This window comes from Streptomyces sp. KLMMK (assembly GCF_036961605.1).
Classification (GTDB): Bacteria; Actinomycetota; Actinomycetes; order Streptomycetales; family Streptomycetaceae; genus Streptomyces; species Streptomyces telluris.
Map to the genome: position 1 here is coordinate 1 of NZ_JBAMDC010000049.1, position 22,564 is coordinate 22,564.

The 22,564-nt window shown below is 72.3% G+C and carries 19 protein-coding genes and 1 pseudogene; 9 read left to right on the forward strand and 11 right to left on the reverse strand.

Going from position 1 to position 22,564, the window contains the following annotated elements; all coding sequences use genetic code 11:
- The 4 genes and pseudogenes from V7793_RS11675 to ssd all read right to left on the reverse strand — a co-directional run.
- A pseudogene (locus tag V7793_RS11675) lies at nucleotides 1-397 on the reverse strand (type II secretion system F family protein); the annotation flags it as partial.
- A 26-nt stretch (nucleotides 398-423) separates the two neighbouring features.
- On the reverse strand, nucleotides 424-1,347 hold the full coding sequence (locus V7793_RS11680; protein ID WP_443057887.1) for a type II secretion system F family protein: 924 nt from the start codon (nucleotides 1,345-1,347) through the stop codon (nucleotides 424-426).
- An 11-nt stretch (nucleotides 1,348-1,358) separates the two neighbouring features.
- Nucleotides 1,359-2,516, reverse strand: a complete 1,158-nt coding sequence (locus V7793_RS11685) for a TadA family conjugal transfer-associated ATPase (RefSeq protein ID WP_336005372.1) — start codon at nucleotides 2,514-2,516, stop codon at nucleotides 1,359-1,361.
- Nucleotides 2,513-3,625, reverse strand: coding sequence for a septum site-determining protein Ssd (ssd, locus tag V7793_RS11690; protein ID WP_336005375.1), 1,113 nt, complete (start codon nucleotides 3,623-3,625; stop codon nucleotides 2,513-2,515). The genes V7793_RS11685 and ssd overlap by 4 nt, the downstream gene beginning before the upstream one ends.
- Before the next feature lie 454 nt (nucleotides 3,626-4,079).
- Here ssd and V7793_RS11695 point away from each other — a divergent pair, with 454 nt between their 5' ends.
- A complete protein-coding gene (locus tag V7793_RS11695; RefSeq protein WP_336005378.1) occupies nucleotides 4,080-4,931 on the forward strand; it encodes an HAD family hydrolase in 852 nt (283 codons plus the stop codon).
- 307 nt (nucleotides 4,932-5,238) lie between these two features.
- Here V7793_RS11695 and V7793_RS11700 read toward each other — a convergent pair whose 3' ends face one another.
- Nucleotides 5,239-6,060, reverse strand: a complete 822-nt coding sequence (locus tag V7793_RS11700; protein WP_336005379.1) for an oxidoreductase — start codon at nucleotides 6,058-6,060, stop codon at nucleotides 5,239-5,241.
- A 101-nt stretch (nucleotides 6,061-6,161) separates the two neighbouring features.
- Between V7793_RS11700 and V7793_RS11705 the strand changes: the two genes are divergently transcribed.
- Nucleotides 6,162-7,151 carry an ATP-binding protein gene (locus tag V7793_RS11705; RefSeq protein ID WP_168093692.1) on the forward strand — a complete coding sequence of 330 codons (990 nt, stop codon included), beginning with the start codon at nucleotides 6,162-6,164 and terminating at the stop codon, nucleotides 7,149-7,151.
- Here V7793_RS11705 and V7793_RS11710 read toward each other — a convergent pair.
- A complete protein-coding gene (locus V7793_RS11710; protein WP_336005383.1) occupies nucleotides 7,132-8,361 on the reverse strand; it encodes a hypothetical protein in 1,230 nt (409 codons plus the stop codon). The two genes, V7793_RS11705 and V7793_RS11710, sit on opposite strands and share 20 nt — an antisense overlap.
- Before the next feature lie 285 nt (nucleotides 8,362-8,646).
- Between V7793_RS11710 and V7793_RS11715 the strand changes: the two genes are divergently transcribed.
- From V7793_RS11715 to V7793_RS11740, 6 genes are all read left to right on the forward strand, one after another.
- Nucleotides 8,647-11,013, forward strand: a complete 2,367-nt coding sequence (locus V7793_RS11715) for a SulP family inorganic anion transporter (protein ID WP_336005386.1) — start codon at nucleotides 8,647-8,649, stop codon at nucleotides 11,011-11,013.
- Nucleotides 11,014-11,109: 96 nt separating this feature from the next.
- Nucleotides 11,110-13,152, forward strand: a complete 2,043-nt coding sequence (gene acs, locus V7793_RS11720) for an acetate--CoA ligase (RefSeq protein ID WP_443057885.1) — start codon at nucleotides 11,110-11,112, stop codon at nucleotides 13,150-13,152.
- A 190-nt stretch (nucleotides 13,153-13,342) separates the two neighbouring features.
- Nucleotides 13,343-14,740, forward strand: a complete 1,398-nt coding sequence (gene nhaA, locus V7793_RS11725) for a Na+/H+ antiporter NhaA (protein WP_336005392.1) — start codon at nucleotides 13,343-13,345, stop codon at nucleotides 14,738-14,740.
- Between the two features lie 66 nt (nucleotides 14,741-14,806).
- Nucleotides 14,807-15,274 (forward strand): phage holin family protein, encoded by a 468-nt coding sequence (locus V7793_RS11730; RefSeq protein WP_058045547.1) that lies wholly within the window; start codon nucleotides 14,807-14,809, stop codon nucleotides 15,272-15,274.
- On the forward strand, nucleotides 15,271-16,302 hold the full coding sequence (locus V7793_RS11735; RefSeq protein ID WP_336005395.1) for an alpha/beta fold hydrolase: 1,032 nt from the start codon (nucleotides 15,271-15,273) through the stop codon (nucleotides 16,300-16,302). Before V7793_RS11730 ends, V7793_RS11735 begins: the two co-directional genes overlap by 4 nt.
- 183 nt (nucleotides 16,303-16,485) lie before the next feature.
- Complete coding sequence (locus V7793_RS11740; RefSeq protein WP_168093686.1) at nucleotides 16,486-16,698, forward strand: hypothetical protein; 213 nt, start codon at nucleotides 16,486-16,488, stop codon at nucleotides 16,696-16,698.
- A 131-nt stretch (nucleotides 16,699-16,829) separates the two neighbouring features.
- On the opposite strand, the gene V7793_RS11745 is transcribed toward V7793_RS11740, so the two are convergent.
- The 3 genes from V7793_RS11745 to nth all read right to left on the reverse strand — a co-directional run bounded on the left by V7793_RS11745 (nucleotide 16,830) and on the right by nth (nucleotide 19,690).
- Nucleotides 16,830-18,029, reverse strand: coding sequence for a MarP family serine protease (locus V7793_RS11745; protein WP_336005399.1), 1,200 nt, complete (start codon nucleotides 18,027-18,029; stop codon nucleotides 16,830-16,832).
- 81 nt (nucleotides 18,030-18,110) lie between these two features.
- Nucleotides 18,111-18,794 (reverse strand): NUDIX hydrolase, encoded by a 684-nt coding sequence (locus V7793_RS11750; RefSeq protein ID WP_336005401.1) that lies wholly within the window; start codon nucleotides 18,792-18,794, stop codon nucleotides 18,111-18,113.
- Entirely contained in the window at nucleotides 18,791-19,690 is a 900-nt protein-coding gene (gene nth, locus V7793_RS11755) for an endonuclease III (RefSeq protein WP_336005403.1), read from the reverse strand. The genes V7793_RS11750 and nth overlap by 4 nt, the downstream gene beginning before the upstream one ends.
- Before the next feature lie 250 nt (nucleotides 19,691-19,940).
- On the opposite strand from nth, the gene V7793_RS11760 reads away from it, so the two are divergent.
- Entirely contained in the window at nucleotides 19,941-20,615 is a 675-nt protein-coding gene (locus V7793_RS11760) for a Crp/Fnr family transcriptional regulator (RefSeq protein ID WP_030367278.1), read from the forward strand.
- A gap of 204 nt (nucleotides 20,616-20,819) precedes the next feature.
- On the opposite strand, the gene V7793_RS11765 is transcribed toward V7793_RS11760, so the two are convergent.
- The gene (locus V7793_RS11765) at nucleotides 20,820-21,653 is read right to left on the reverse strand and encodes an MBL fold metallo-hydrolase (RefSeq protein ID WP_336005411.1); all 834 of its coding nucleotides are present in this window, start codon (nucleotides 21,651-21,653) and stop codon (nucleotides 20,820-20,822) included.
- Nucleotides 21,650-22,537 carry an NUDIX hydrolase gene (locus V7793_RS11770; protein WP_336005414.1) on the reverse strand — a complete coding sequence of 296 codons (888 nt, stop codon included), beginning with the start codon at nucleotides 22,535-22,537 and terminating at the stop codon, nucleotides 21,650-21,652. Before V7793_RS11770 ends, V7793_RS11765 begins: the two co-directional genes overlap by 4 nt.
- Nucleotides 22,538-22,564: the final 27 nt, after the last annotated feature.

The window sequence follows — 22,564 nt, forward strand, 5'->3', positions numbered from 1 at the left end:
CCCGCGGCCCGGCCCCGGCGGCCAGGCAAGCCGCCATGAGGTCGGCGGCCAGCGGAAGTTGCCCCTCGATTTCTTCGGCCGGGAGGCCGTCCGGCCCGCCGCCCCGCTTCCGGCGCCGCAGCCACCGCCACATGCCGTACGCGGCGGCGAGTCCCGCTGCGCAGCCGGCGGCTCCTCCGAGGAGGATGACCCCTGCGGCTCCGGCCCCGGCTGCAAGCAGCCCGTCCCGGATCCCCGGCAGCCGACCGGTCAGGGCACGCAGCCGGCGTCCCTTCTCGGCCCTTGCCGGCGCCCCGCCGAACAGCGCGGCGATCCGGCGGCGTACCGTCCGCCTCCTGCGCACGCGGACCGCCACCACCACTGCGCCGAGGGCGGCGATTCCCGGAAGAATCATCATCCACAGGCTGTGGATAACATTTCCCCTCACGGCGCCTTCCCTTCCGCAGGGCCTGACGCGCCGGGCCCGCCGACCCTTCCGCGCTCCCCCGCCGCCGCCCGTACGATCCGCCCGGTCCAGGCGATACCGGCAACCTCCAGGAGCCCGCCGAGGAGCAGACAGCCCAGCCCGGCCGGGGTGTGCAGCAGCACCCTCAGCGGCGCCGCCCCCAGCGCACCGCCCATCAGCAGGGCGAGCACGGGCAGCAGGGCCAGCATCACCGCGGTGGACCGCGCGCCCGCCAACTGCGAGCGCAGCTCCTCCCGTTGGTCCCGCTCGGCGCTCAGGGCCGCCGCGACCCGTTCGAGCCCGGCGGCGAGCCCGGCGCCACCGTCGACGGCGACGCGCCAGCAGGCGGCCACGCCGTGCAGCCCCTCGGCCCCGGGGCGGGCCGCCACGGCTCTCAGGGCCTCCGGAACGTCCCCGCCGAACCTCGCCGCCGCCGAGACCGCCGTCCATTGCGGCCCCAAGTCCCCCGCGGGCACACCGGCCAGAGCCTGGCCGGGCTGCCGGCCGGCTCGCAGTTCGCCCGCGACGGTCCCGCACAGCTCGATCACGGCCGCTTCCCGCCGCTCCCTCTCGCGCTGCTCTCCGCGGGCGGCCAGCCACCTGCGTACGAGCGGCACGGCCACCAGCGCCGCCAGCAGCGGCAGCACCGACCCGCCCAGCAGAGCCACGGCACCGCCGAGCGGGATGCACGCCCACTCCATCCGGGCCCGTGCCCAGCGCCGCAGGCGGGCACCCCATTCGCCCACCAGGGCGGGCGGCCAAGGAGCAGGAGGGACGAGCAAGCCGCCACCTGCGAGCATCAGCCGGGCGCGGCGCAGCTCCCTCCCGGAACCGCCCGGCGGCCAGGCCGTGAACAGGGCGCCCAGTGCGGCAACGCCCGCGAGCGTGGCCGGCGGCAACATCCCGGCGGCCGTCACGGCGTCACTCCGCCGCGCTCGCACAGCTCCACCAGCCGGGTCCACCCGCGCGCCTCCTGAAAGCCGGTGGCCCCCCACACGGCGGCGGGCACTGTGGTGACGAACCCGGCGCCGTCCCGCTCGAGCACATGCACCTCGGCGACGCGCCGACGGCCGCTCCGCTCCCGCACCAGGTGGATCACGACCGACAGCCCCGCCGCCAATTGGCTGTGCAGCGCGGCACGGTCGAGCCCCGCGGTGGAGCCGAGCGCTTCCAGCCGGGCGGGCACGTCCGCCGCGGCGTTCGCATGCACCGTGCCGCAGCCGCCCTCATGGCCCGTATTGAGCGCGGCCAGCAGGTCCGTGACCTCCGGTCCGCGGACCTCGCCCACCACCAGCCGGTCCGGCCTCATCCGCAGGGCCTGCCGCACCAGATCCCGCAAGGTGACCAGACCCATGCCCTCCTGGTTCGCCGGCCTGGTCTCCAGCCGGACGACGTGCGGGTGATCCGGGCGCAGTTCGGCCGAATCCTCTGCGAGCACGATCCGCTCGTCCGCCGCCACGAGCCCCAGCAAGGTGGTCAGCAACGTCGTCTTGCCGGAGCCCGTTCCGCCGCTGACGATGAACGACAGCCGCGCCTCCAGCACCGCCCGCAGCAGCCGGTCCCCGCCCGGTGGCACGGTCCCGGCGGCCGTCAGGTCCGCCAGGGTGAAGGCTCGGGGCCTGACGACCCGCAAGGACAGGCACGTCGAGCCGACGGCGATCGGCGGCAGCACCGCATGCAGCCGGGTCCCGTCGGGAAGCCGCGCGTCGGCCCAGGGCCGGGCGTCGTCCAGCCGGCGGCCCGCGATCGCGGCGAGCCGCTGGGCGAGCCTGCGCACCGCCGCCGCATCCGGGAAGGTCACGTCCGCGCGCTCCAGGCCGGCGCCGCGGTCGACCCAGACCTCGTCGGGCGCCGTGACCAGGACGTCGGTGACGTCGGGCTCGGCGAGCAGCCGCTCGAGCGGGCCTGCGCCGATCAGTTCGGAACGCAGCCGGGCCGCGACGCCGAGGATCTCGGCGTCCCCCAGCAGCCGCCCCTCTTGGCGCAGGGCCTCGGCGACCCTGGCGGGCGTGGGCTCGGCTCCGCTCTCGGCCAGCCGCAGCCGTACGGCGTCCAGCAGTCCGGGGCTCATGCCGACGCCCCTTGGGCGGCCTCGAAGCAGGCCCAGAAGTCGGTGCAGAACCGCGCCAGCGGGCCGCGCTCGCCGCCCGGCGGTCTGCCTGCCGCGAGTGCGGACTGCAAGCCCGTCTCCGGGGGAAGGTCGCCTGCGAGGGGCAGGCCGAGGAGGCGGGCGATCTCCTCTCCGTCGAGCCCGGAGGCACGCGGGCCGCGGACGACCACCCGCAGATCGCCGAGGACGGAGCCGACGGTGGCGGCGACGCGGTGCGCCGCGGCCACGGCCCGCAGCTCGGCAGGCACCACCAACAGGCCCGCATCCAGCTGCCCGAGGGCTTCGAGGGCCGCTTCGTCCAGCCTGCGCGGCAGATCGACGACGACCGCGCCGCCACGGCGGCGCGCGGCGGCCAGCACGGCCTTCATCGCATCGGGCGGCACGGCCGTACACGGACTCCGGTCCCAGCTGAGCAGGCGGAGCGAGTGGAGCTCGGGCAGGGCTTCTTCCAGGGCGTGACACGCCACCCGGCCCCGGGAGTCGGCGAAGGCGGGCCAGCGCAGTCCCTCGGCCCTCTCGCCTCCGAGCAGGACGTCGAGGCCGCCGCCCAGGGGGTCGCCGTCGATGAGCATGGTGCGCCGCCCGGCGCCGGCCGCGCCGACGGCGAGCGCGCACGCGAGCGTGCTCGCCCCCGCGCCGCCGCGTCCGCCGATCACCCCGACGGTGAGGGCGGGCCGCCCGGCCCCCTCGACGGCATCGGCAATCCGCTCCACGAGCCGGCCTTCGCAGCCGGGCAGCAGCGCCACGTCCCGGGCGCCGATCTCCATGGCCAGCCGCCACACTCCGGCGTCGCCGCGGTCCCGGCCGACGAGCAGCACCGCTTCCCCGTGCGCCGCGAGGCGGGATCCGCGCAGACGACGGGCGCAGTCCTCACCGACCAGGATCAGCGGCGGATCCTGCCCGGTGCCTCGGCGCGCCGGTGCCCCGTGCGCCACTTCGGGCACTGCTCCGGCCGCCGCGCACAGGCGCAACAGGTCGTCGAGCAGCTCTTCGTCCTCGGCGATGATCAGTGGGCCGCGCCGCCTCCTGCCGGCGGCGGGCGGCCAATCGGATGCGCTGGATCCGGCCACGGCGTCCTCCCCGTCTCACTGCGCGCTCTCGCATCCGCGGACATCGCGGAAGAGCGCGGGGGAATCACCGTGCAGGGAACTGGAAAATAATGTGGATCTTGGTCAAAAACTGTGGACAACTCAACCGCTGTGAATATCCCGGTCACCTATACCGGTGACTTCCGGAGAGCAGCCTGCCGATTACGCTGCGTAGCGTGTATGAAGGAGGGGAGGCAGCCGCTGAGCGGGCGGCGCGGGAGGGAGGAATGCCGGGTGGGGCCCTGCAAAAAGCATCCGGACATGCGACGACCCCCGCCGGGGGGGAGAGCGGGGGTCGTCCCCACGGCCGACTCGGGGGGGGAGGAGTCGGACCGGGTTAGACACGGTCGCGAACGATCCGTGACTTCCATGGTGTACCCGAGAGCCTTCTCAGGCAAACCCACACGCCTCAGCTTACGCCGAATGGAGGGCGCCTATGCTCGGCACCGTGGAAAACCACTCGTTGCCCCGGACAGCCGCGTTCTTTGATCTGGACAAGACGGTCATTGCGAAGTCGAGCACGCTCACCTTCAGCAAGTCGTTCTACCAAGGTGGCTTGATCAACCGACGTGCCGTGCTGCGCACCGCGTACGCGCAGTTCGTCTTCCTCGCCGGCGGAGCCGACCACGATCAGATGGAGCGGATGCGCGAGTATCTCTCGGCGCTCTGCAGGGGCTGGAATGTCCAGCAGGTCCGCGAGATCGTCGCCGAGACCCTGCACGAACTCATCGACCCGATCATTTACGACGAAGCCGCCTCCCTCATCGAAGCACACCACACCGCCGGGCGCGATGTGGTCATTGTCAGCACCTCGGGCGCCGAGGTCGTCGAGCCCATCGGCGAACTCCTGGGCGCCGACCGCGTGGTCGCCACCCGCATGGTCGTCGAGAACGGCGCCTTCACCGGCGAAGTGGAGTACTACGCCTACGGCCCCACCAAGGCCGAAGCCGTCAAGGAGCTCGCCGAATCCGAGGGATACGACCTCTCCCGCTGCTACGCCTACAGCGACTCGATCACCGACATCCCCATGCTCGAAACCGTCGGCCACCCTCACGCGGTCAACCCCGACCGGGCGCTGCGCCGCGAGGCCACAGCACGCGACTGGCCGGTTCTCACCTTCAACCGCCCGGTGCGGCTCAAGCAGCGGGTGCCCGCCCTGTCGATGCCATCGCGTCCCGCCCTCGTCGCCGCGGCCGCGGTCGGCGCCGCCGCAGCCACGGCGGGCCTCGTCTGGCTGGCCGGGAGACGCCGCGAACCCGGCGTCCGCATTGCCCAGATTCAGCATTAAATACAAAGATCTGCGGCTCAGCCTTCCACTTCGACAGTGACAGGAGTAGAAAGGACTTAACGGCCCGCGAGACCAGGGACATCCGGGAGGACGCCCTTCACGCACCACGGCCCCACGGACCGAAGCATGAACGTCGGGCACCCACGCGACGCCGACCCGTCGATTACGGGCCAGCCGCACCAGGTGACGGGCGAAGTTCCCGGCCTGATGGGCAAATATCGTGCACGCATGGTAACCCGGCGAACATGCCAGCGGCGGTACCGGAATTGACCGGTACCGCCGCAACCCTTTCCGGCGCCTTCGCCGTTCAGGCGGCCCCGCGCTGGAGTGCCTCGCACACCGCCGTGCTCTCCCGGACGCCGAGCTCGACCGCGCGGCCGCAGTGCGCGATCCAGGCCCCGACACCCTCCGGCGTCCCGGAGGCGTAGCCGTCGAGCGCCGCCATGTACGCCTCCCCGCCGAGCTCGGCGTGGCCGGCTTCGGCCGGGCAGATCGACTTGGGGTCGAGGCCGCTGCCCACCAGCACGATCCGCTCGGCTGTCCGGGCCACGAGCCCGTTGCACGAGCCGAAGGGGCGCAGGGCGAGGAGTTCGCCGTGCACCACGGCCGCCGTCACCAGCGCGGGCGCCCCGGTCCCCGCGAGGAGCAGCCCGGCCAGGCCCTCGAGCCGCCCGGCCACCTCCGACGCGCTGGGCACCGCCAGCCGGACCAGTGGCTCCTCGACCGGCTCGCCGGCCAGCCGGGGGCGGCCCACCGTCTCGTCCGGCCGCGTCCCGCCAGCGGCCACCAGGTGCAGCCTGGCCAGCACCCGCAGCGGGGACTGCCGCCACACGCTGAGCAGCTGCCCGGCCTCGGCGGTCAGCCGGAGGGCCGCACCCACGGTCCGCGCCTCGCCCTCGACGCCGAAGTCGGTGCGGCGGCGCACCTCTTCGAGCGCCCAGTCGGCGCCGGACAGCGCGGCCGAGCCGCGTGCGCCGCGCAGCGCGGCCTCGGAGGTGATCTCGTTGCTGCGGCGGCGCATCACCCGGTGCCCGTAGACGCGGTCCACGGCTTTGCGCACGGAGTCCACGGCGTCGGCCACTCCGGGGAGCGAAGCCAGGGCGGCGAGCGGATCGGCAGTCGTACTCATGCGTAAGACAGTACGCACTTCGGGTCTACACCCCTCGAACGAGTGGTCTTCTTCACGCGCAGCTCTCACTCCGTGCACCCTCACACCTACGCTTGGTGAACATGAAGATCGCTTTCGTAGGGAAGGGCGGCAGCGGCAAGACCACGCTGTCCTCGCTGTTCATCCGCCACCTCGCCGCTGACCGCGCCTCCGTCGTCGCGGTGGACGCCGACATCAACCAGCACCTCGGCGCGGCGCTCGGGCTGGACGAGGAGGAGACCTCCGCACTGCCCGCGATGGGGGCTCAGCTGCCCTTGATCAAGAACTATCTGCGCGGCAGCAATCCGCGCATCACCTCCGCCGAGACCATGATCAAGACGACTCCTCCGGGCGAGGGCTCGCGCCTGCTGCGGATCGGCGAGGACAACCCGGTCTACGACGCGTGCGCCCGGCCCGTCGAGCTCGACGGCGGCGCCGTGCGGCTGATGGTGACGGGACCCTTCACCGAATCCGATCTCGGGGTCGCCTGCTACCACTCCAAGGTCGGGGCGGTCGAGCTGTGCCTGAACCACCTGGTGGACGGCCCCGGCGAGTACGTCGTGGTCGACATGACGGCCGGAAGCGACTCCTTCGCCTCGGGCATGTTCACCCGCTTCGACATGACGTTCCTGGTCGCGGAGCCCACCCGCAAGGGCGTGTCCGTCTACCGGCAGTACAAGGAGTACGCACGCGACTTCGGCGTCTGCCTGAAGGTCGTGGGCAACAAGGTGCAGGGCCCCGACGACGTCGACTTCCTGCGCGAGGAGGTGGGCGAGGACCTGCTGGTGACCTTCGGCCACTCCGACTGGGTGCGGGCGATGGAGAAGGGCCGGCCTCCCCGCTTCGGCCTGCTCGAAGAGCACAACCACCAGGCGCTGCGGACCCTGCGCGAGACGGCGGACGGCTCGTACGGACTGCGGGACTGGCAGCGCTACACCCGCCAGATGGTGCACTTCCACCTGAAGAACGCGGAGAGCTGGGGCAACGCGAAGACGGGCGCCGACCTGGCGGCCCAGGTCGACCCCGCCTTCGTCCTGGACGAGCGCTGGGCGACTAGCCCGCAGCCCGCCTGACGCGCCGGGCGGCGGGGAAGCGCTCCCAGCCGCCCTTGGGCGCCTGGCCCACATCGAGTTTGCGCAGTTCCGCGAGGAGCCTGTTGTCCTGCGCGTCGAGCCAGTCGGCCAGTTGCCTGAACGACACGCAGCGCACCTCCTCCTTCGTGCAGACGGCCTTGATGGTGCTCTCCACCGCCCGCATGTAGGTGCCGCCGTTCCAGGACTCGAAGTGGTCGCCGATGAAGAACGGCGCCCTGTTGCCGCGGTAGGCGCGGTGGAATCCCGAGAGCAGGCCGTCGCGCATCTGCTTGCCCCAGGCACGGTGCAGGGAACGGTCGCCGCGGGTCGTCCCGGACTGGTTGGCAAGGAAGTTGTAGTCCATCGAGAGGGTCTCGAAGCCCCGCCCGGGAACCGGGATGTCCTGCAGCGGGAAGTCCCAGAGGCCCTCGATCTTGTGCGGCCAGACCTGCCGGCCGCCCACGGAGCTCGCGTCGTAGCGGAAGCCCATGGTCCTGGCGGCCTTGATGAGGTTGCGCTGGCCTTCGAGGCAGGGGGCGCGGCCGCCGACGAGCTCCTTGGTGTAGTCGAAGGGCAGCGGCTCCTCCTCCTTCAGGCCCGCGTTGGTCTTCCAGCGCCGGACGAGGGAGCGCGCCTGCCGGATCTCGCTCCCCCATTCCTTGGGCGTCCAGGTGCCGACGCCCCGGTCGGGCCCGCAGAAGTGCCCGTTGAAGTGTGTGCCGATCTCGTTGCCGTCCAGCCAGGCGCCACGGAGCTGTTCGACGGTGTCCTTGACGCCCTTGACGGTGTTGAAGCCGATGTCCGACGCTCCGGCGCGGTGTCTGGGCGGCTTGTAGACCCGCCGCTTCCCGGCGGGGAGCATGTACACGCCGCTGAGGAAGTACGTCATCGTGGCGTGGTACTTCTGCCCGACGCGGCGGAAGCGCGAGAACAGGTGCTGCCCGTCCTCACCTGCGCCGTCCCAGGAGAAGACGACGAACTGCGGCGGCCTGTGACCGGGCTGCAGGCGGTCGGGGGCGGGCTGGCCGGGCTGGGGGCCCGTGTCCGCGGTGGAGCCGTCACCGATGAGGCGGACGGGCCGCCGGGCTGCCTCCGGGTCCACCGAGCCGCGCAGTTCCCCGGGCTCCGCATGGCCCGAGCAGCCGGCCGAACCCGTCGCCAGGGCGAGAGCCGTGAGAGCGCCCAGCGCCACTTTCCATCCAGCGGCCATCAGCCACCTCTGCCTTCACTGCTGCCCGATTCGGCGCTTCAACGTCGCACGTGGGGAGCCAACACGCGGGAATGACGAGCAGATGAAATGACGAATTCACTCGATAGATGGAACCGCGCCTTTATTCGACCCGTCATTCTTTCCACGCCTCTTTACTCTCCATTACGATTCGTTTACCGAGAGTTGAGTTAACCCCCGCCACCGCAGCCGCTCCCGCCGCTGCGCGCCGTGTCCACGGCCGCGTCTTCACCGCATTCGCGCCGCCCGACGAAGACGGGAACGACCATGCAGCCTCAGCCCCCATCGACACACCGTCCGCCGGCAGCCGAAGGCAGCGGCCCGCAGGCCCCCGACCAGTCCACCTGGCGCCGGGATCTGTCCGCTTCCCTCGTCATCTTCCTCATCGCCGTCCCGCTCTCCCTGGGCATCGCGCTGGCCACCGGAGCCCCGCTCCAGGCCGGGCTGGTGGCGGCGGCGGTCGGCGGCATCGTCGCGGGCCTGCTGGGGGGTGCGCCGCTCCAGGTGAGCGGTGCCGCAACGGGCCTGGTCGTGGTGACCGCCGAGCTGGTCGGGCAGTACGGCTGGCGGGCCACCTGCGCCATCACGGCCCTCGCGGGCCTGACGCAGTTCGCCCTCGGCGCCGCCCGGGTTGCGCGAGGCGCGCTGGCGGTCAGCCCGGCGATCGTGCACGGCGTGCTCGCGGGCATCGGTGTGACGATCGCGCTCGGCCAGCTCCACGTCGTCCTGGGCGACACCCCGAACAGCTCCGCGCTGGAGAATCTGGCCGCGCTCCCCTCGGAGCTGAGCCATCCGCACCCGTCGGCCCTGCTGGTCGGAGCCGTCACCGCGGCCGTGCTGGTGGTCTGGCCCCGGCTGCCCGGCCGGGCCGGGCAGTGGCTGCGTACGGTCCCCGCCCCCCTCGCCGCCGTGGCCGCCGCCACCGGCGTGAGCACCGGCATGCCTGTGCCCCGCGTCTCCCTACCCGAGTGGCGCTTGCAGGCGCTGCCCGCCCTGCCGGACGGACCGGTGCTGGGCATCTTCGCGGCCGTGCTGACGGTGACGCTCGTGGCGAGCATGGAATCCCTGCTCTCCGCCGTGGCCGTGGACCGGCTGCGTGCCGAGCGCGCAGGCATGCAGGAGGGCCCGGCCGACCTCGACCGCGAGCTCGCGGGCCAGGGCGCCGCCAATGTCGTCTCCGGGCTCCTGGGCGGCTTGCCGATCGCCGGCGGCGCCATCCGCGGATCGGCGAACGTGGAGGCGGGTGCCGCCTCCCGCAAGTCCACCGTGCTGCACGGGCTGTGGGTGCTGCTCTGCGCCGGCCTGCTCACGACGGTCCTGGAGCTGATCCCGCTGGCGGCCCTGGCCGCTCTGGTGATGGTGGTGGGAGTGAAGATGGTGAGCTTCGCGCACATCAAGCACGTACAGCGGCACCGCGAGTTCCCCATGTACGCGTCCACGCTCGGGGCCGTGGTGCTGTTCGGCGTCCTGCAGGGGGTCGCCGTCGGCATCGTGGTCACGGCGTTCCTCTCCCTGCGGCGGCTCGCCTACACGCGCATCACCATGGAGCAGGACGGCGCCGCCCACATGGTCCGCGTCAGCGGCCAGTTGACGTTCCTGGCGGTTCCGCGGCTGAGCCGGGCGCTCGCCCAGATCCCGGCGGGAGCCGTGGTGATCGTCGAGCTGGGCGGCTCCTTCATGGATCACACCGCCTACGACACCCTGCAGTCGTGGACCAATGCCCATCGCGCGCGCGGCGGATGGGTCACCCTCAGGGGCCGGGGCGGTCGGCCGATCGCCGAGCCGGTCAGCACGCACGCATGCCGCCCCTGGACGCCCTGGCGCAATCACCACTGCACCCGGCCGGCCGGCCCGGCGGATGCCCCCGCGCCGGGCGGCGGGCAGCAACTTCTGGGTGGGGTGAGCGCATTCCAGCGCAACACCGCCCCGCTCGTACGGGACGAGCTGGCGCGGCTCGCCCGCGAGGGCCAGTGCCCGACGCAGCTCTTCCTCACCTGCGCCGACTCCCGGCTGGTCACCAGCATGATCACCTCCAGCGGGCCGGGCGATCTCTTCACCGTGCGCAACGTGGGCAATCTGATCCCGCCGCCCGCCACGGACGGGTCCTGCGACTCCGTCGGCGCCGCAGTGGAGTACGCGGTCGAGGTGCTGAAGGTCGGCAGCATCACGGTGTGCGGGCACTCGGGGTGCGGCGCGATGCAGGCCCTGCTCGACTCGGCCGTCCAAAGCGCCACGGGCCGGGGCACCACGGGCCGCGCCGGCGACGGCACGGCATCCGGCGGCAAGGCGTCCGGCGGCAGGACTCCTGCCGACCCGCAGACGCCGCTCGTGCGCTGGCTGCGGCACGGCCGCCCGAGCCTGGCCAGAATGCAGCGGATCGGGCGGCTCGGCCGCGGCGAGGTGGCGATGGCGGACCGTCCCGTGGCCGACGCCCTCGAACGGCTCGCGCTCGTCAACGTGATGCAGCAGCTCGACCACCTGATGGCCCACGACTGCGTCGCCCGCCGGGTGGCCGAGGGGTCGCTCCAGCTCCACGGCATGTACTTCCACGTGGGCGAGGCCCAGGCCTATGTGCTGGACCCGCCCTCGCGCACCTTCACGGCCGTGCGCCCCGAGGTCCTCGACGCCGTCTGACCCCTGTGCCGTCCGGCCCGGCCGTCAGGGTTTCTACAGGTCTAAACCAATTTTTATCAACAGCCCTTGTCAGGGTGTGCCCCGGGCTGGTGAGCTATGCCCCGGGACACTACGGGCACCCACCGGGCACAGCACGGTCACCCAACGGGCACCCTGGGAAAGGGAGATGTTGTGAGCAACGAGAGCCTGGCCAACCTCTTGAAGGAGGAGCGCCGCTTCGCACCGCCTGCCGCCCTGGCCGCGAGCGCCAACGTCACCGCGGAGGCGTACGAGCAGGCGAAGGCTGACCGGCTGGGCTTCTGGGCCGCGCAGGCCCGCCGCCTGAGCTGGGAGACCGAGCCGACCGAGACCCTCGACTGGTCGAACCCCCCGTTCGCCAAGTGGTTCGCCGACGGCAAGCTCAACGTCGCGTACAACTGCGTCGACCGCCACGTGGAGAACGGCCTGGGCGACCGCGTCGCGCTGCACTTCGAGGGCGAGCCGGGCGACACCCGCACCATCACCTACGCCGACCTCCAGCGCGAGGTCTCCAAGGCCGCACACGCCCTCACCGAGCTGGGCGTGAAGGCGGGCGACCGGGTCGCGATCTACCTGCCGATGATCCCCGAGGCCGTCGTCTCGATGCTGGCCTGTGCGCGCATCGGCGCCCCGCACTCGCTGGTCTTCGGCGGCTTCTCCGCCGACGCCCTCGCCACGCGCATCAACGACGCCGACGCCCGCGTCGTCATCACCGCCGACGGCGGCTACCGCCGCGGCAAGCCCTCCGCCCTCAAGCCCGCCGTGGACGAGGCCCTCACCCGCCCCGGCACGGAAGACGTCCGCAGCGTCCTCGTCGTCCGGCGCACCGGTCAGGAGGGCATCGGCTGGACCGAGGGCCGTGACGTGTGGTGGCACGACCTCGTCGACCGCCAGCCCGAGCAGCACACGCCGCAGGCGTTCGACGCCGAGCACCCGCTCTTCATCCTCTACACCTCGGGCACCACGGGGAAGCCGAAGGGCATCCTGCACACCACCGGCGGCTATCTCACCCAGGCGTCGTACACCCACCACGCCGTCTTCGACCTCAAGCCCGAGTCGGACGTGTTCTGGTGCACCGCCGACGTCGGCTGGGTCACCGGCCACTCGTACATCGTCTACGGCCCCCTCAGCAACGGCGCCACCGAAGTCCTCTACGAGGGCACGCCCGACAGCCCGCACCAGGGCCGCTGGTGGGAGATCGTCCAGAAGTACGGCGTCACGATCCTCTACACCGCGCCGACCGCGATCCGCGCCGCCATGAAGTGGGGCGACGACATCCCGGCCAAGTTCGACCTGTCCAGCCTGCGCGTCCTCGGCTCGGTCGGCGAGCCCATCAACCCCGAGGCCTGGGTCTGGTACCGCAAGCACATCGGCGCCGACCGCACCCCGGTGGTCGACACCTGGTGGCAGACGGAGACCGGCAGCATCATGATCAGCCCGCTGCCGGGCGTCACCGACACCAAGCCGGGCTCGGCACAGGTCCCCCTCCCCGGCATCGCCGCCACCGTCGTCGACGACGAGGCCCACGAGGTGCCCGACGGCCACGGCGGCTACCTCGTCCTCACCGAGCCGTGGCCCTCGATGCTCCGCACCATCTGGGGCGACGACCAGCGCTACCTCGACACCTACTGGTCCCGCTTCGAGGGCAAGTACTTCGCGGGCGACGGCGCCAAGAAGGACGACGACGGCGACATCTGGCTGCTCGGCCGCGTGGACGACGTCATGCTCGTCTCCGGCCACAACATCTCCACCACCGAGGTCGAGTCCGCCCTCGTCTCGCACCCGAAGGTCGCCGAGGCGGCCGTCGTCGGCGCGACGGACCCGCAGACCACCCAGGCGATCTGCGCCTTCGTCATCCTGCGCGGCGGGGCCGACGCCGGTGAGGAAGGGCTGGTCGAGGAGCTTCGGGCGCACGTCGCCAAGCAGCTCGGCCCCATCGCCAAGCCCAAGCGGATCCTCCCGGTCGCCGAGCTGCCCAAGACCCGCTCGGGCAAGATCATGCGCCGGCTCCTGCGCGACGTTGCGGAGAACCGCACCCTCGGCGACGTCACCACCCTGACCGACTCCTCGGTCATGGACCTCATCCAGTCCCAGCTTCCCGCCGCCTCCAGCGAGGACTGACCGGAGGAGCAGTGACTCCCCGGAAGGGCGCCCGGCAGCGGCCGGGCGCCCTTTCGCTCGTTTCGAGTCACTCGTTCCGGTTAAGGTAAGGAGTGGTCGCGTAAAAAATGCGACAAGAATCAGAGGCGCGCCGGGAAGTCTGGTCGGCACACAGCACACGTGTACCCGACGACCCTGGAGGTCCCCCGCCGTGGCCGCGCCCAAGAACCGCCGTTCCGTATTCCTCGGCCGGTTGCCGCTGCCGGAGCGGAACTTCCTCGCCGACGCCCTGCGCACCGAGACCGTGGGCGGCGTGCTCCTGCTCGTCGCCGCCGTCGCCGCGCTGATCTGGGCGAACACCCCGCTACGCGGCAGCTACGAGACCGTGCGCGACTTCCACTTCGGTCCGGGCTCGCTGGGGCTGAACCTGTCCGTCCAGCACTGGGCGGCCGACGGTCTGCTGGCCGTCTTCTTCTTCGTCGCGGGCATCGAGCTCAAGCGCGAGCTGGTTGCCGGCGAGCTGCGCGACCCCAAGGCTGCGGTGCTGCCCGTCGTCGCCGCGATCTGCGGTATGGCCATGCCCGCGCTCGTCTATTTCACGGTCGCCACCAGCGGAAACGGTTCTACAGCAGGCTGGGCGGTGCCCACCGCCACCGACATCGCCTTCGCACTGGCCGTCCTGGCCGTCATCGGCACGGCGCTGCCCTCGGCGCTGCGCGCGTTCCTGCTCACCCTCGCCGTCGTCGACGACCTGTTCGCGATCCTGATCATCGCGGTCTTCTTCACCTCGGGCCTGAACTTCGCGGCCCTCGGCGGCGCCGTGCTGGGCCTGGTCGTCTTCTGGCTCCTGCTGCGCAAGGGCGTCCGCGGCTGGTACGTCTACGTGCCGCTGGCGGTCGTCAACTGGGCCCTGATGTACAACAGCGGCGTCCACGCGACCATCGCGGGCGTGGCCATGGGGCTGATGCTGCGCTGCCACCGGCACGAGGGCGAGCGGCACTCCCCCGGCGAGCACATCGAGCACGTCGTGCGCCCGCTCTCGGCGGGGCTGGCGGTGCCGCTCTTCGCGCTGTTCTCGGCGGGTGTGGTGGTCTCCGGCGGCGCGCTGTCGGACGTCTTCACCAAGCCCGAAACGCTGGGTGTCGTCCTCGGTCTGGTGGTCGGCAAGGCGGTCGGCGTCTTCGGCGGGACGTGGCTCGCGGCCCGCTTCACCCGGGCCGAGCTCAACCCGGACCTGAAGTGGCCCGACGTGCTGGCCGTCGCCTCGCTCGCGGGCATCGGCTTCACGGTCTCGCTGCTGATCGGCGAGCTGGCCTTCGCCACGGACCCCGTCCTGACCGACGAGGTCAAGGCGGCCGTGCTCGTCGGGTCGCTGATCGCCGCGGTCGTGGCGAGCGTCCTGCTCAAGCTGCGCGACAACAAGTACAGGAAGCTGTGCGCGGACGAGGACCGCGACGACGACCAGGACGGCATCCCCGACATCTACGAGCAGGACAACCCGGCCTACCACCTGCGGATGGCGGCGATCCTGGAGGCGAGGGCCGCCGAGCACCGCAGGCTGGCCGAAGTCGCCTCCGGGCACACCACCCGTGACGATGGTCCGGCATGATCTGAGAGTCTTTACATCCGCCGAAAGCCCGCGGATGACGTGGCGACGAAGATGAGGGAGCAGCCGATGAGCGCAGCCGACGACGGTGCGAACGGTGCGAACCGCACTCTCGGCCAGCTGGTGGCTACGGCCACCACCGAGCTGTCCGCACTGGTGCACGACGAGATCGCACTGGCCAAGGCCGAGCTGCGGCAGGACGTCAAGCGGGTCGGCATCGGCGGTGGCGCGATCGGCGCGGCCGGAACGCTCGCCCTCTTCTCGCTGCCCGTGCTCAGCTTCGCGGCCGCGTACGGCATCCACAACCTGGGCCTCGGGCTCGCCTGGTCGTTCCTGATCGTCGGCGGTGCGTTCCTGCTGATCGCGGCGCTGCTCGGACTGCTGGCGGTGGCCAAGTTCAAGAAGGTGAGCAAGCCCGAGAAGAGCATCGCCTCGGCGAAGCAGACGGCCGCGGTGCTGGGCACCGTCAAACCGCACCCGCGTCCGCTCACCGACACGAGCCCCGCCGACGCATCTGTGACACGCTCGACCGTATGACGGTGCCCGAAACCCCCGCAGCGACCGCGTCGCCCGATCCCGATTCCCCGGTCTCCCCGGCGGGCCCGGCGGGCCCGGCCCTGCCGGGGCCGGTTCCGACGGGCGTTCCGGGGGGTTCCGCCGCGTCGGTCGTACGTCCCGAGGGGCCCTGGGTCCACCGGGACGTCGCGGCGAACGGCGCGCGGTTCCACATCGCCGAGATGGGCGACGGGCCGCTGGTCCTGCTGCTGCACGGCTTCCCGCAGTTCTGGTGGACGTGGCGCCACCAGCTGCCCGTGCTCGCCGAGGCGGGGTTCCGGGCCGTGGCCATGGACCTGCGCGGGGTGGGCGGCAGCGACCGTACGCCGCGGGGTTACGACCCGGCCAACCTCGCCCTCGACATCACGGGCGTGATCCGCTCCCTGGGCGAGCCGGACGCCGCGCTGGTCGGCCACGACCTCGGCGGCTACCTGGCGTGGACGGCGGCCGTGATGCGGCCCAAGCTGGTCCGCAGGCTCGCGGTCTCCTCCATGCCGCACCCGCGCCGCTGGCGCTCGGCGATGCTCGCCGACCCCAAGCAGAGCTCGGCCGGCAGCCACATCTGGGGCTTCCAGCGGCCGTGGATCCCGGAGCGGCGGCTGGTCGCCGACGACGCGGCACTGGTGGGGCGTCTGATGCGGGAGTGGTCGGGGCCGCGTCAGCCGGAGGACGAGGCCGTGGACACCTACCGGCGGGCGATGACGATCCCGTCGACGGCGCACTGCTCGATCGAGCCGTACCGCTGGATGGTGCGGTCGATGGCGCGGCCGGACGGCATCCAGTTCAACCGGCGCATGAAGCGGCCCGTACGGGTGCCCACGCTGCACCTGCACGGTTCCCTCGATCCGGTGATGCGTACGCGCAGCGCCGCGGGCTCCGGGGAGTACGTGGAGGCGCCGTACCGCTGGCGGCTGTTCGACGGACTGGGCCACTTCCCCCACGAGGAGGATCCGGTGGCGTTCTCGACGGAGCTCGTGAACTGGCTCAAGGACCCCGAGCCGGACCGGTAGCGGTGGCCGGAAGGCCTCCGGCCGAGCCGGTTCCGGGCAGGTGACGGGCCGCTCCGGCACACCTCCCGCACCGCACAGCGGGCAGGAACGTCCGTTCTTCGAACGGCCAATTGCCCGACGCATAGGCCAACTGGGGGACCCCCGGGCGATTACCGACCTTTCGGCCCGGGCACAGAGCACGGTATGGGCTGGACGCACGACTACCGTGACGTGACTCAGGAGCGGGGCGCCGAGGGCGACGCCGCGCTGATCGTGAGCGAGCTGCCGGAGAGGGCCGGGAGGGGTGAGCACCGGCCGTCCGCCGGGCACGATCCGCGCATCGGCATTCCGCGCATCATCCGCCGCCGCGCCCGCTGGGTGTCGGCGCGGCTTCGCCATCACCCGCGCAGCCGCTGACCGCACGTCCGTCGGCTGCGCAGCCGCTGACCGGCCGGCCGGTGCACCTCGCCCGGCCGGTGCGCGTGGCCCCGGGCGGCCGGCCCCAGCAAGCTCCCGGAGCGGACTCCCCGAGGGCCCTCAGGAGGGGCTCAGAGGGCGCAGCCCTGGGTGTTGACCCGCTCGGTCGCCCGGCGCCCGGTGGTGGCGTCGCCGCGCACCTCGTCCGCCGTGAGGGCGTAGCCGGTCTCGGCGTCGTCGAGGGACTTGGCGAAGACCACCCCGTAGACCCGGCCGTCCGGCGTGAGCAGAGGGCCGCCGGAGTTGCCCTGACGGACGATCGTGTAGAGCGAGTACACATCGCGGCGGACGTTGCCGCGGCGGTAGATGTCCGGGCCGTTCGCCTGGACGCGGCTGCGGACGCGCGCGGCGCGCACGTCGTAGGAGCCGTTCTCCGGGAAGCCGGCCACGATGGCGCCCTTGCCGCTCTCGGCATCGGCCTCCGCGAACCGCAGCTCGGGCGCTTCCAGATCCGGCACGTCCAGCACGGCGATGTCGCGCTTCCAGTCGTAGAGGACGACCTTCGCCTCGTACTGCCGGCCCTGGCCGCCGACCTGGACGGTCGGCTCGTCGACGCCGCCGACGACGTGGGCGTTGGTCATCACGCGCTGCGGGGCGAAGACGAAGCCGGTGCCCTCCAGGACCTTGCCGCAGCTGGGTGCGGTGCCGACGACCTTGACGATGCTGCGCTGGGCCTCCGTGGCGACGGGGCTGCCCGCGAGCGCGGGGTCGGGGGCGGGCACGTTGGTGATCGGCTCGGTGGAGAAGGGCGCGAAGACCTGCGGGAAACCGTTCTGCGCGAGGACGGTGCTGAAGTCCGCGAACCAGGTGTTGGCCTGCGGGGGCACCACCCGGGCGACGCCGAGCAGCACCTTGGAGTTGCGGACCTCCTTGCCGAGCGTCGGCAGGGAGGTGCCGGCGAGGGCGGAGCCGATCAGCCAGGCCACCAGCAGCATCGCCAGGACGTTGACGAGCGCGCCGCCCGTGGCGTCCAGGGCGCGGGCCGGGGACCAGGTGATGTGGCGGCGGAGCTTGTTGCCCAGGTGGGTGGTGGCGGCCTGGCCGACGGAGGCGCACACGATGACGATGACGACGGCCGCTATGGCGGCGGCGGTGCCCGGGGTGGCCTCGCCGGTGGCGCTGTCCCAGATGACGGGCAGCAGATAGACCGCCACGAGGCCGCCGCCCAGGAACCCGATCACCGACAGCACACCGACCACGAAGCCCTGGCGGTAGCCGACGACGGCGAACCACACGGCGGCGATCAGCAGCACGATGTCCAGCACGTTCACCGGGTATGCCTCGCAATGATGTCGTCTGCGGTGTCGCCGGCCCGGGGGACGGCGGGGGCCGGGATCACCGTCTCATGCCCGTCAGGAACGCCAGTCCAGCGGGACCTGCCGTTCGCGGTCCCAGGGGAGCTCCCAGTCGGCGTAGTGCAGGATCCGGTCGATCACGCCTGCGGTGAAGCCCCACACGAGGGCGTCCTCGACCAGGAAGGCCGGGCCGGTGTGACCGCTCGGGTGTATCGCGGTGGCCCTGTTCTCCGGATCGGTCAGGTGGGCCACCGGGACGGTGAAGACCCGGGCCGTCTCGGCCTTGTCGACCGGCTTGACCGGGGTCGGCTCGCGCCACCAGCCGAGGACGGGGGTGACGACGAAGCCGCTCACCGGGATGTACAGCTGGGGCAGGACGCCGAAGATCTGGACCCCCGAGGGGTCGAGGCCGGTCTCCTCCTCCGCCTCGCGCAGGGCGGCGCGCACCAGCCCGCCGGAGGCCGGGTCGCCGTCCTCCGGGTCGAGGGCGCCGCCGGGGAACGACGGCTGCCCGGCGTGCGAGCGCAGCGTGCCGGCCCGCTCCAGGAGGAGCAGCTCCGGGCCCTTGGGGCCGTCGCCGAAGAGGACGAGCACGGCGGACTGCCGACCGCCGGTCTCCGGCGGCAGGAAGCGGCTGAGCTGATGGGGCTCGATCGTCTCCGAAGCGCGCGCCACGGGCTCCAGCCACCCGGGCAGCCCCTCGGCGGTGACCGTGGCTCCTCGGCCGTACGTGCTCGTCATGCGTCGCCTCCCAGCGGAGGGGCCGGCAGGCCCGGGTAGTCGGGCGGGGGCTTGAGCCGCTGACCGGGCTTGCCGCCCTTCTCGTACTTCAGGAGCTTGCTGGCCTTCTCGGGATCCGTCTCGCCCTCCCCGTACGAGGGGCAGAGCGGAGCGATCGGGCAGGCACCGCAGGCCGGCCGGCGGGAGTGGCAGATGCGCCGGCCGTGGAAGATGACGCGGTGCGAGAGCATGGTCCACTCGCTCTTGGGGAAGAGCGCGCAGATCTCCGCCTCGACCTTCTCCGGGTCGGTGGCGTCGGTCCACTTCCAGCGCCGCACGAGCCGCCCGAAGTGGGTGTCCACAGTGATTCCGGGCCTGCCGAAGGCATTGCCGAGGACGACGTGGGCGGTCTTGCGGCCGACGCCGGGGAGGCTGACGAGGTCCTCTATACGGCCGGGCACCTCTCCGCCGAAGCGGTCGCGGAGGGCGGCGGACAGGCCGATGAGCGACTTGGCCTTGGCGCGGAAGAAGCCCGTGGGCCGGATGAGCTGCTCCAGCGCCTCGGGGTCGGCGGCGGCCATGTCCTCCGGCGTGGGGTAGGCGGCGAAGAGGGCCGGAGTGGTCTGGTTGACGCGCAGGTCCGTCGTCTGGGCGGAGAGGACCGTGGCGACCAGGAGCTCGAAGGGATTCTCGAAGTCGAGCTCGGGGTGGGCGTAGGGATAGACCTCGGCGAGCTCGCGGTTGATGCGGCGGGCGCGGCGGACGAGAGCGGTGCGGGATTCCGGCTTCGCCGAAGCCTTGGTGACCGGCTTCGGCGGCTTTGCGGCAGATGGGAAAGATTCGGAAGATGCACTTCCGCTTTCCTTTTTGTCCTTGCTTGCGACTTTCGCCGCTCCCTTGGGCGCGCGTTCGCCCACAGCGGAATTACGAGGCGGAGTCACCCTTCCAGCCCCCTTGCCCTGTGCTCTCACCGGCGTATTGGACACCCGGCCAGACTAAGCCCCACCACTGACATCCGGCCCTCACGCAGGAAAACCACAGCCCAATCGGACCCCTGCCGTAGGGCTTCGGGCGACGATGCGCGACACTTGTGTTTGATCACACAGTTTTACCGACGGGCATCATGGGGACCACGGTCCTCTGTGCATGTCGACAAGGAGAGAACTCGTGGACGACGTTCTGCGGCGCGCCCCGCTTTTCGCGGCGCTCGATGACGAGCAGGCCGCTGAGCTGCGCGCCTCCATGGGCGAGGCCACCCTCGCGAGGGGCGACGCCCTGTTCCACGAAGGGGATCCCGGCGACCGCCTCTACGTGGTGACCGAGGGCAAGGTGAAGCTCCACCGCACCTCCCCCGACGGCCGCGAGAACATGCTGGCCGTCCTGGGCCCCGGTGAGCTCATCGGGGAGCTGTCGCTCTTCGACCCCGGGCCGCGCACCGCCACCGCCACCGCCCTCACCGAGGTCAAGCTGCTCGGCCTCGGCCACGGCGACCTCCAGCCCTGGCTCAACGCCCGCCCGGAGGTGGCCACCGCACTGCTGCGCGCCGTCGCCCGCCGGCTGCGCCGCACCAACGACTCGATGTCGGACCTCGTCTTCTCGGACGTCCCCGGCCGCGTCGCCAAGGCCCTGCTGGACCTGTCGCGCCGCTTCGGCGTGCAGTCCGAGGAAGGCATCCACGTGGTGCACGACCTCACCCAGGAGGAGCTGGCCCAGCTCGTCGGCGCCTCCCGCGAGACGGTCAACAAGGCGCTCGCCGACTTCGCCGGCCGCGGCTGGCTGCGTCTGGAGGCCCGCGCGGTGATCCTCCTCGACGTGGAGCGGCTCGCGAAGCGCTCCCGCTGACGCAAACCGTGCGGGGCGTGCACGCCGCACGCCCCGGGCGCACGGCATGACGGGAGCGCCCTTCAGCGCGCCCACAAGCTCGGAAGGCCCCTGCCGGTGACGGCAGGGGCCTTCGGCATGCCCTGGTCCTGAGTCAGACGCTCGTCATGTGCTCACAGGACGGCAACGGCGAAGCGGGGCAGCGGCGGCCACGCGGAGCGCCGCTCACGGGATCAGCCCGTGCTCCCCCAGGTACTCCAGCTGCGCCCGTACGGACAGCTCCGCGGCCGGCCACAGCGAGCGGTCGACGTCCGCGTAGACATGGGCGACCACCTCCGCGGCCGAGCGGTAGCCGTTCTCCACGGCGGTCTCCACCTGGGCCAGCCGCTTCGCCCGGTGCACGAGATAGAAGTCGATGGCACCGCGCGCGTCGTCGAGGACCGGGCCGTGCCCGGGAAGGATCGTCCGGATGTCCTCCTCCACGGTGAGCGCGCGCAGCCGGCGCAGGGAGTCGAGGTAGTCGCCGAGCCGGCCCTCGGGATGGGCTACGACCGTCGTGCCGCGGCCCAGGACCGTGTCGCCGGTGAACAGCGCCCGGTCGGCGGGCAGGTGGAAGCACAGCGAGTCGGCGGTGTGGCCGGGCGTGGAGAGCACGTGCAGCTCCAGGCCGCCGGTGGTGACCACGTCACCGATGCCGAGGCCCTCGCCGCCCAGGCGCAGCGCCGGGTCCAGCGCGCGCACGCGGGTGCCGGTCAGCTCGGCGAAGCGCGCGGCGCCGTCGTAGTGGTCGGGGTGGCCGTGGGTCAGCAGGGTGAGGGCCACGCGCTTCCCCGCGGCCTCCGCGGTCGAGATGACGGCCTGCAGGTGGGTGTCGTCCAGCGGCCCGGGGTCGATGACGACGGCAAGGTCGGAGTCCGGTTCGGCGACGATCCAGGTGTTGGTGCCGTCGAGCGTCATGGCGGAGGGGTTGGGCGCGAGGACGCAGGTCGCACGGGCGGTCGCGGGGCCGCCGATGGCCCCTGTGCGCGGGCGGCCGGGGAGTTCGGTCGCGGATGTCATCGGTCGGCCTCCGAAGGTCCCGAGGGTTTGCCGGCGACGCGCCGGGTGAATTCGTCGTGTCCGGGCCAGCTCAGCACGATCTCCTCCCCGTCGAGCCGCGCCCGGGCCAGGACGGGGGTGAGATCCCTGTCACGCGCGGCGGTCAGCGCTTCGCCGGCGCTGCCGTACGGGAGCAGTTCGCGCAGCGTGGAGATGGTGGGCGGCATCATCAGCAGCTCGCCGCGGTCGAAGCCGTCGGCCGCGTCGGCGGGGCGGATCCACACCGTACGGTCCGCCTCCGTGGAGGCGTTGCGGGTGCGCTGCCCCTCGGGGAGCACGGCGACGAAGAACCAGGTGTCGTAGCGGCGCGGTTCGAACTCGGGCGTAATCCAGCGCGCCCATCCGCCCAGGAGGTCGCTGCGCAGCAGCAGGCCGCGCTGTACCAGAAAGTCGGCGAACGACAGCTCACGGCTGACGAGGGCGGCCCTCCCGGCCTCCCACTCGGGGCCCGTGGTGTCCGCCACGACCGTGCCGGGGGTGGGCCCGGCGAGCAGCACCCCGGCCTCCTCGAAGGTCTCCCGGACCGCGGCGCACACGATGGCCTGGGCCGAGGCGGCGTCGACGCCCAGGCTCCGGGCCCACTGCTCGGGGGCCGGTCCGGCCCAGGGCACGTCCCGCTCGTCGCGCGGGTCGACGGAGCCGCCCGGATACGCGTACGCGCCTCCGGCGAAGGCCATGGAGGCGCGTCTGCGCAGCATGTGGACGGCGGGGCCGTCGGCTCCGTCGCGCAGCAGCAGGACGGTCGCGGCGCGGCGGGGGCTCACGGGGTGGAGCTCCCCGCGCGTGAGCGCTCTGATCCGGTCCGGCCACTCCGGCGGGTACCACTGGCCGTTCGAAGTCGACATGGCCGGATGCTATGCGCTCGCGCGCGG

Coding starts and splice junctions, on each gene's coding strand:
- V7793_RS11680 (WP_443057887.1), bottom strand. CDS start 1,347: ATGTTGCCGCCGGCCACGCTCGCGGGCGTTGCCGCACTGGGCGCCCTG.
- V7793_RS11685 (WP_336005372.1), bottom strand. CDS start 2,516: ATGAGCCCCGGACTGCTGGACGCCGTACGGCTGCGGCTGGCCGAGAGC.
- V7793_RS11695 (WP_336005378.1), top strand. CDS start 4,080: ATGCTCGGCACCGTGGAAAACCACTCGTTGCCCCGGACAGCCGCGTTC.
- V7793_RS11700 (WP_336005379.1), bottom strand. CDS start 6,060: ATGAGTACGACTGCCGATCCGCTCGCCGCCCTGGCTTCGCTCCCCGGA.
- V7793_RS11705 (WP_168093692.1), top strand. CDS start 6,162: ATGAAGATCGCTTTCGTAGGGAAGGGCGGCAGCGGCAAGACCACGCTG.
- V7793_RS11710 (WP_336005383.1), bottom strand. CDS start 8,361: ATGGCCGCTGGATGGAAAGTGGCGCTGGGCGCTCTCACGGCTCTCGCC.
- V7793_RS11715 (WP_336005386.1), top strand. CDS start 8,647: ATGCAGCCTCAGCCCCCATCGACACACCGTCCGCCGGCAGCCGAAGGC.
- acs (WP_443057885.1), top strand. CDS start 11,110: ATGCCCCGGGACACTACGGGCACCCACCGGGCACAGCACGGTCACCCA.
- V7793_RS11730 (WP_058045547.1), top strand. CDS start 14,807: ATGAGCGCAGCCGACGACGGTGCGAACGGTGCGAACCGCACTCTCGGC.
- V7793_RS11735 (WP_336005395.1), top strand. CDS start 15,271: ATGACGGTGCCCGAAACCCCCGCAGCGACCGCGTCGCCCGATCCCGAT.
- V7793_RS11740 (WP_168093686.1), top strand. CDS start 16,486: ATGGGCTGGACGCACGACTACCGTGACGTGACTCAGGAGCGGGGCGCC.
- V7793_RS11750 (WP_336005401.1), bottom strand. CDS start 18,794: ATGACGAGCACGTACGGCCGAGGAGCCACGGTCACCGCCGAGGGGCTG.
- V7793_RS11765 (WP_336005411.1), bottom strand. CDS start 21,653: ATGACATCCGCGACCGAACTCCCCGGCCGCCCGCGCACAGGGGCCATC.
- V7793_RS11770 (WP_336005414.1), bottom strand. CDS start 22,537: ATGTCGACTTCGAACGGCCAGTGGTACCCGCCGGAGTGGCCGGACCGG.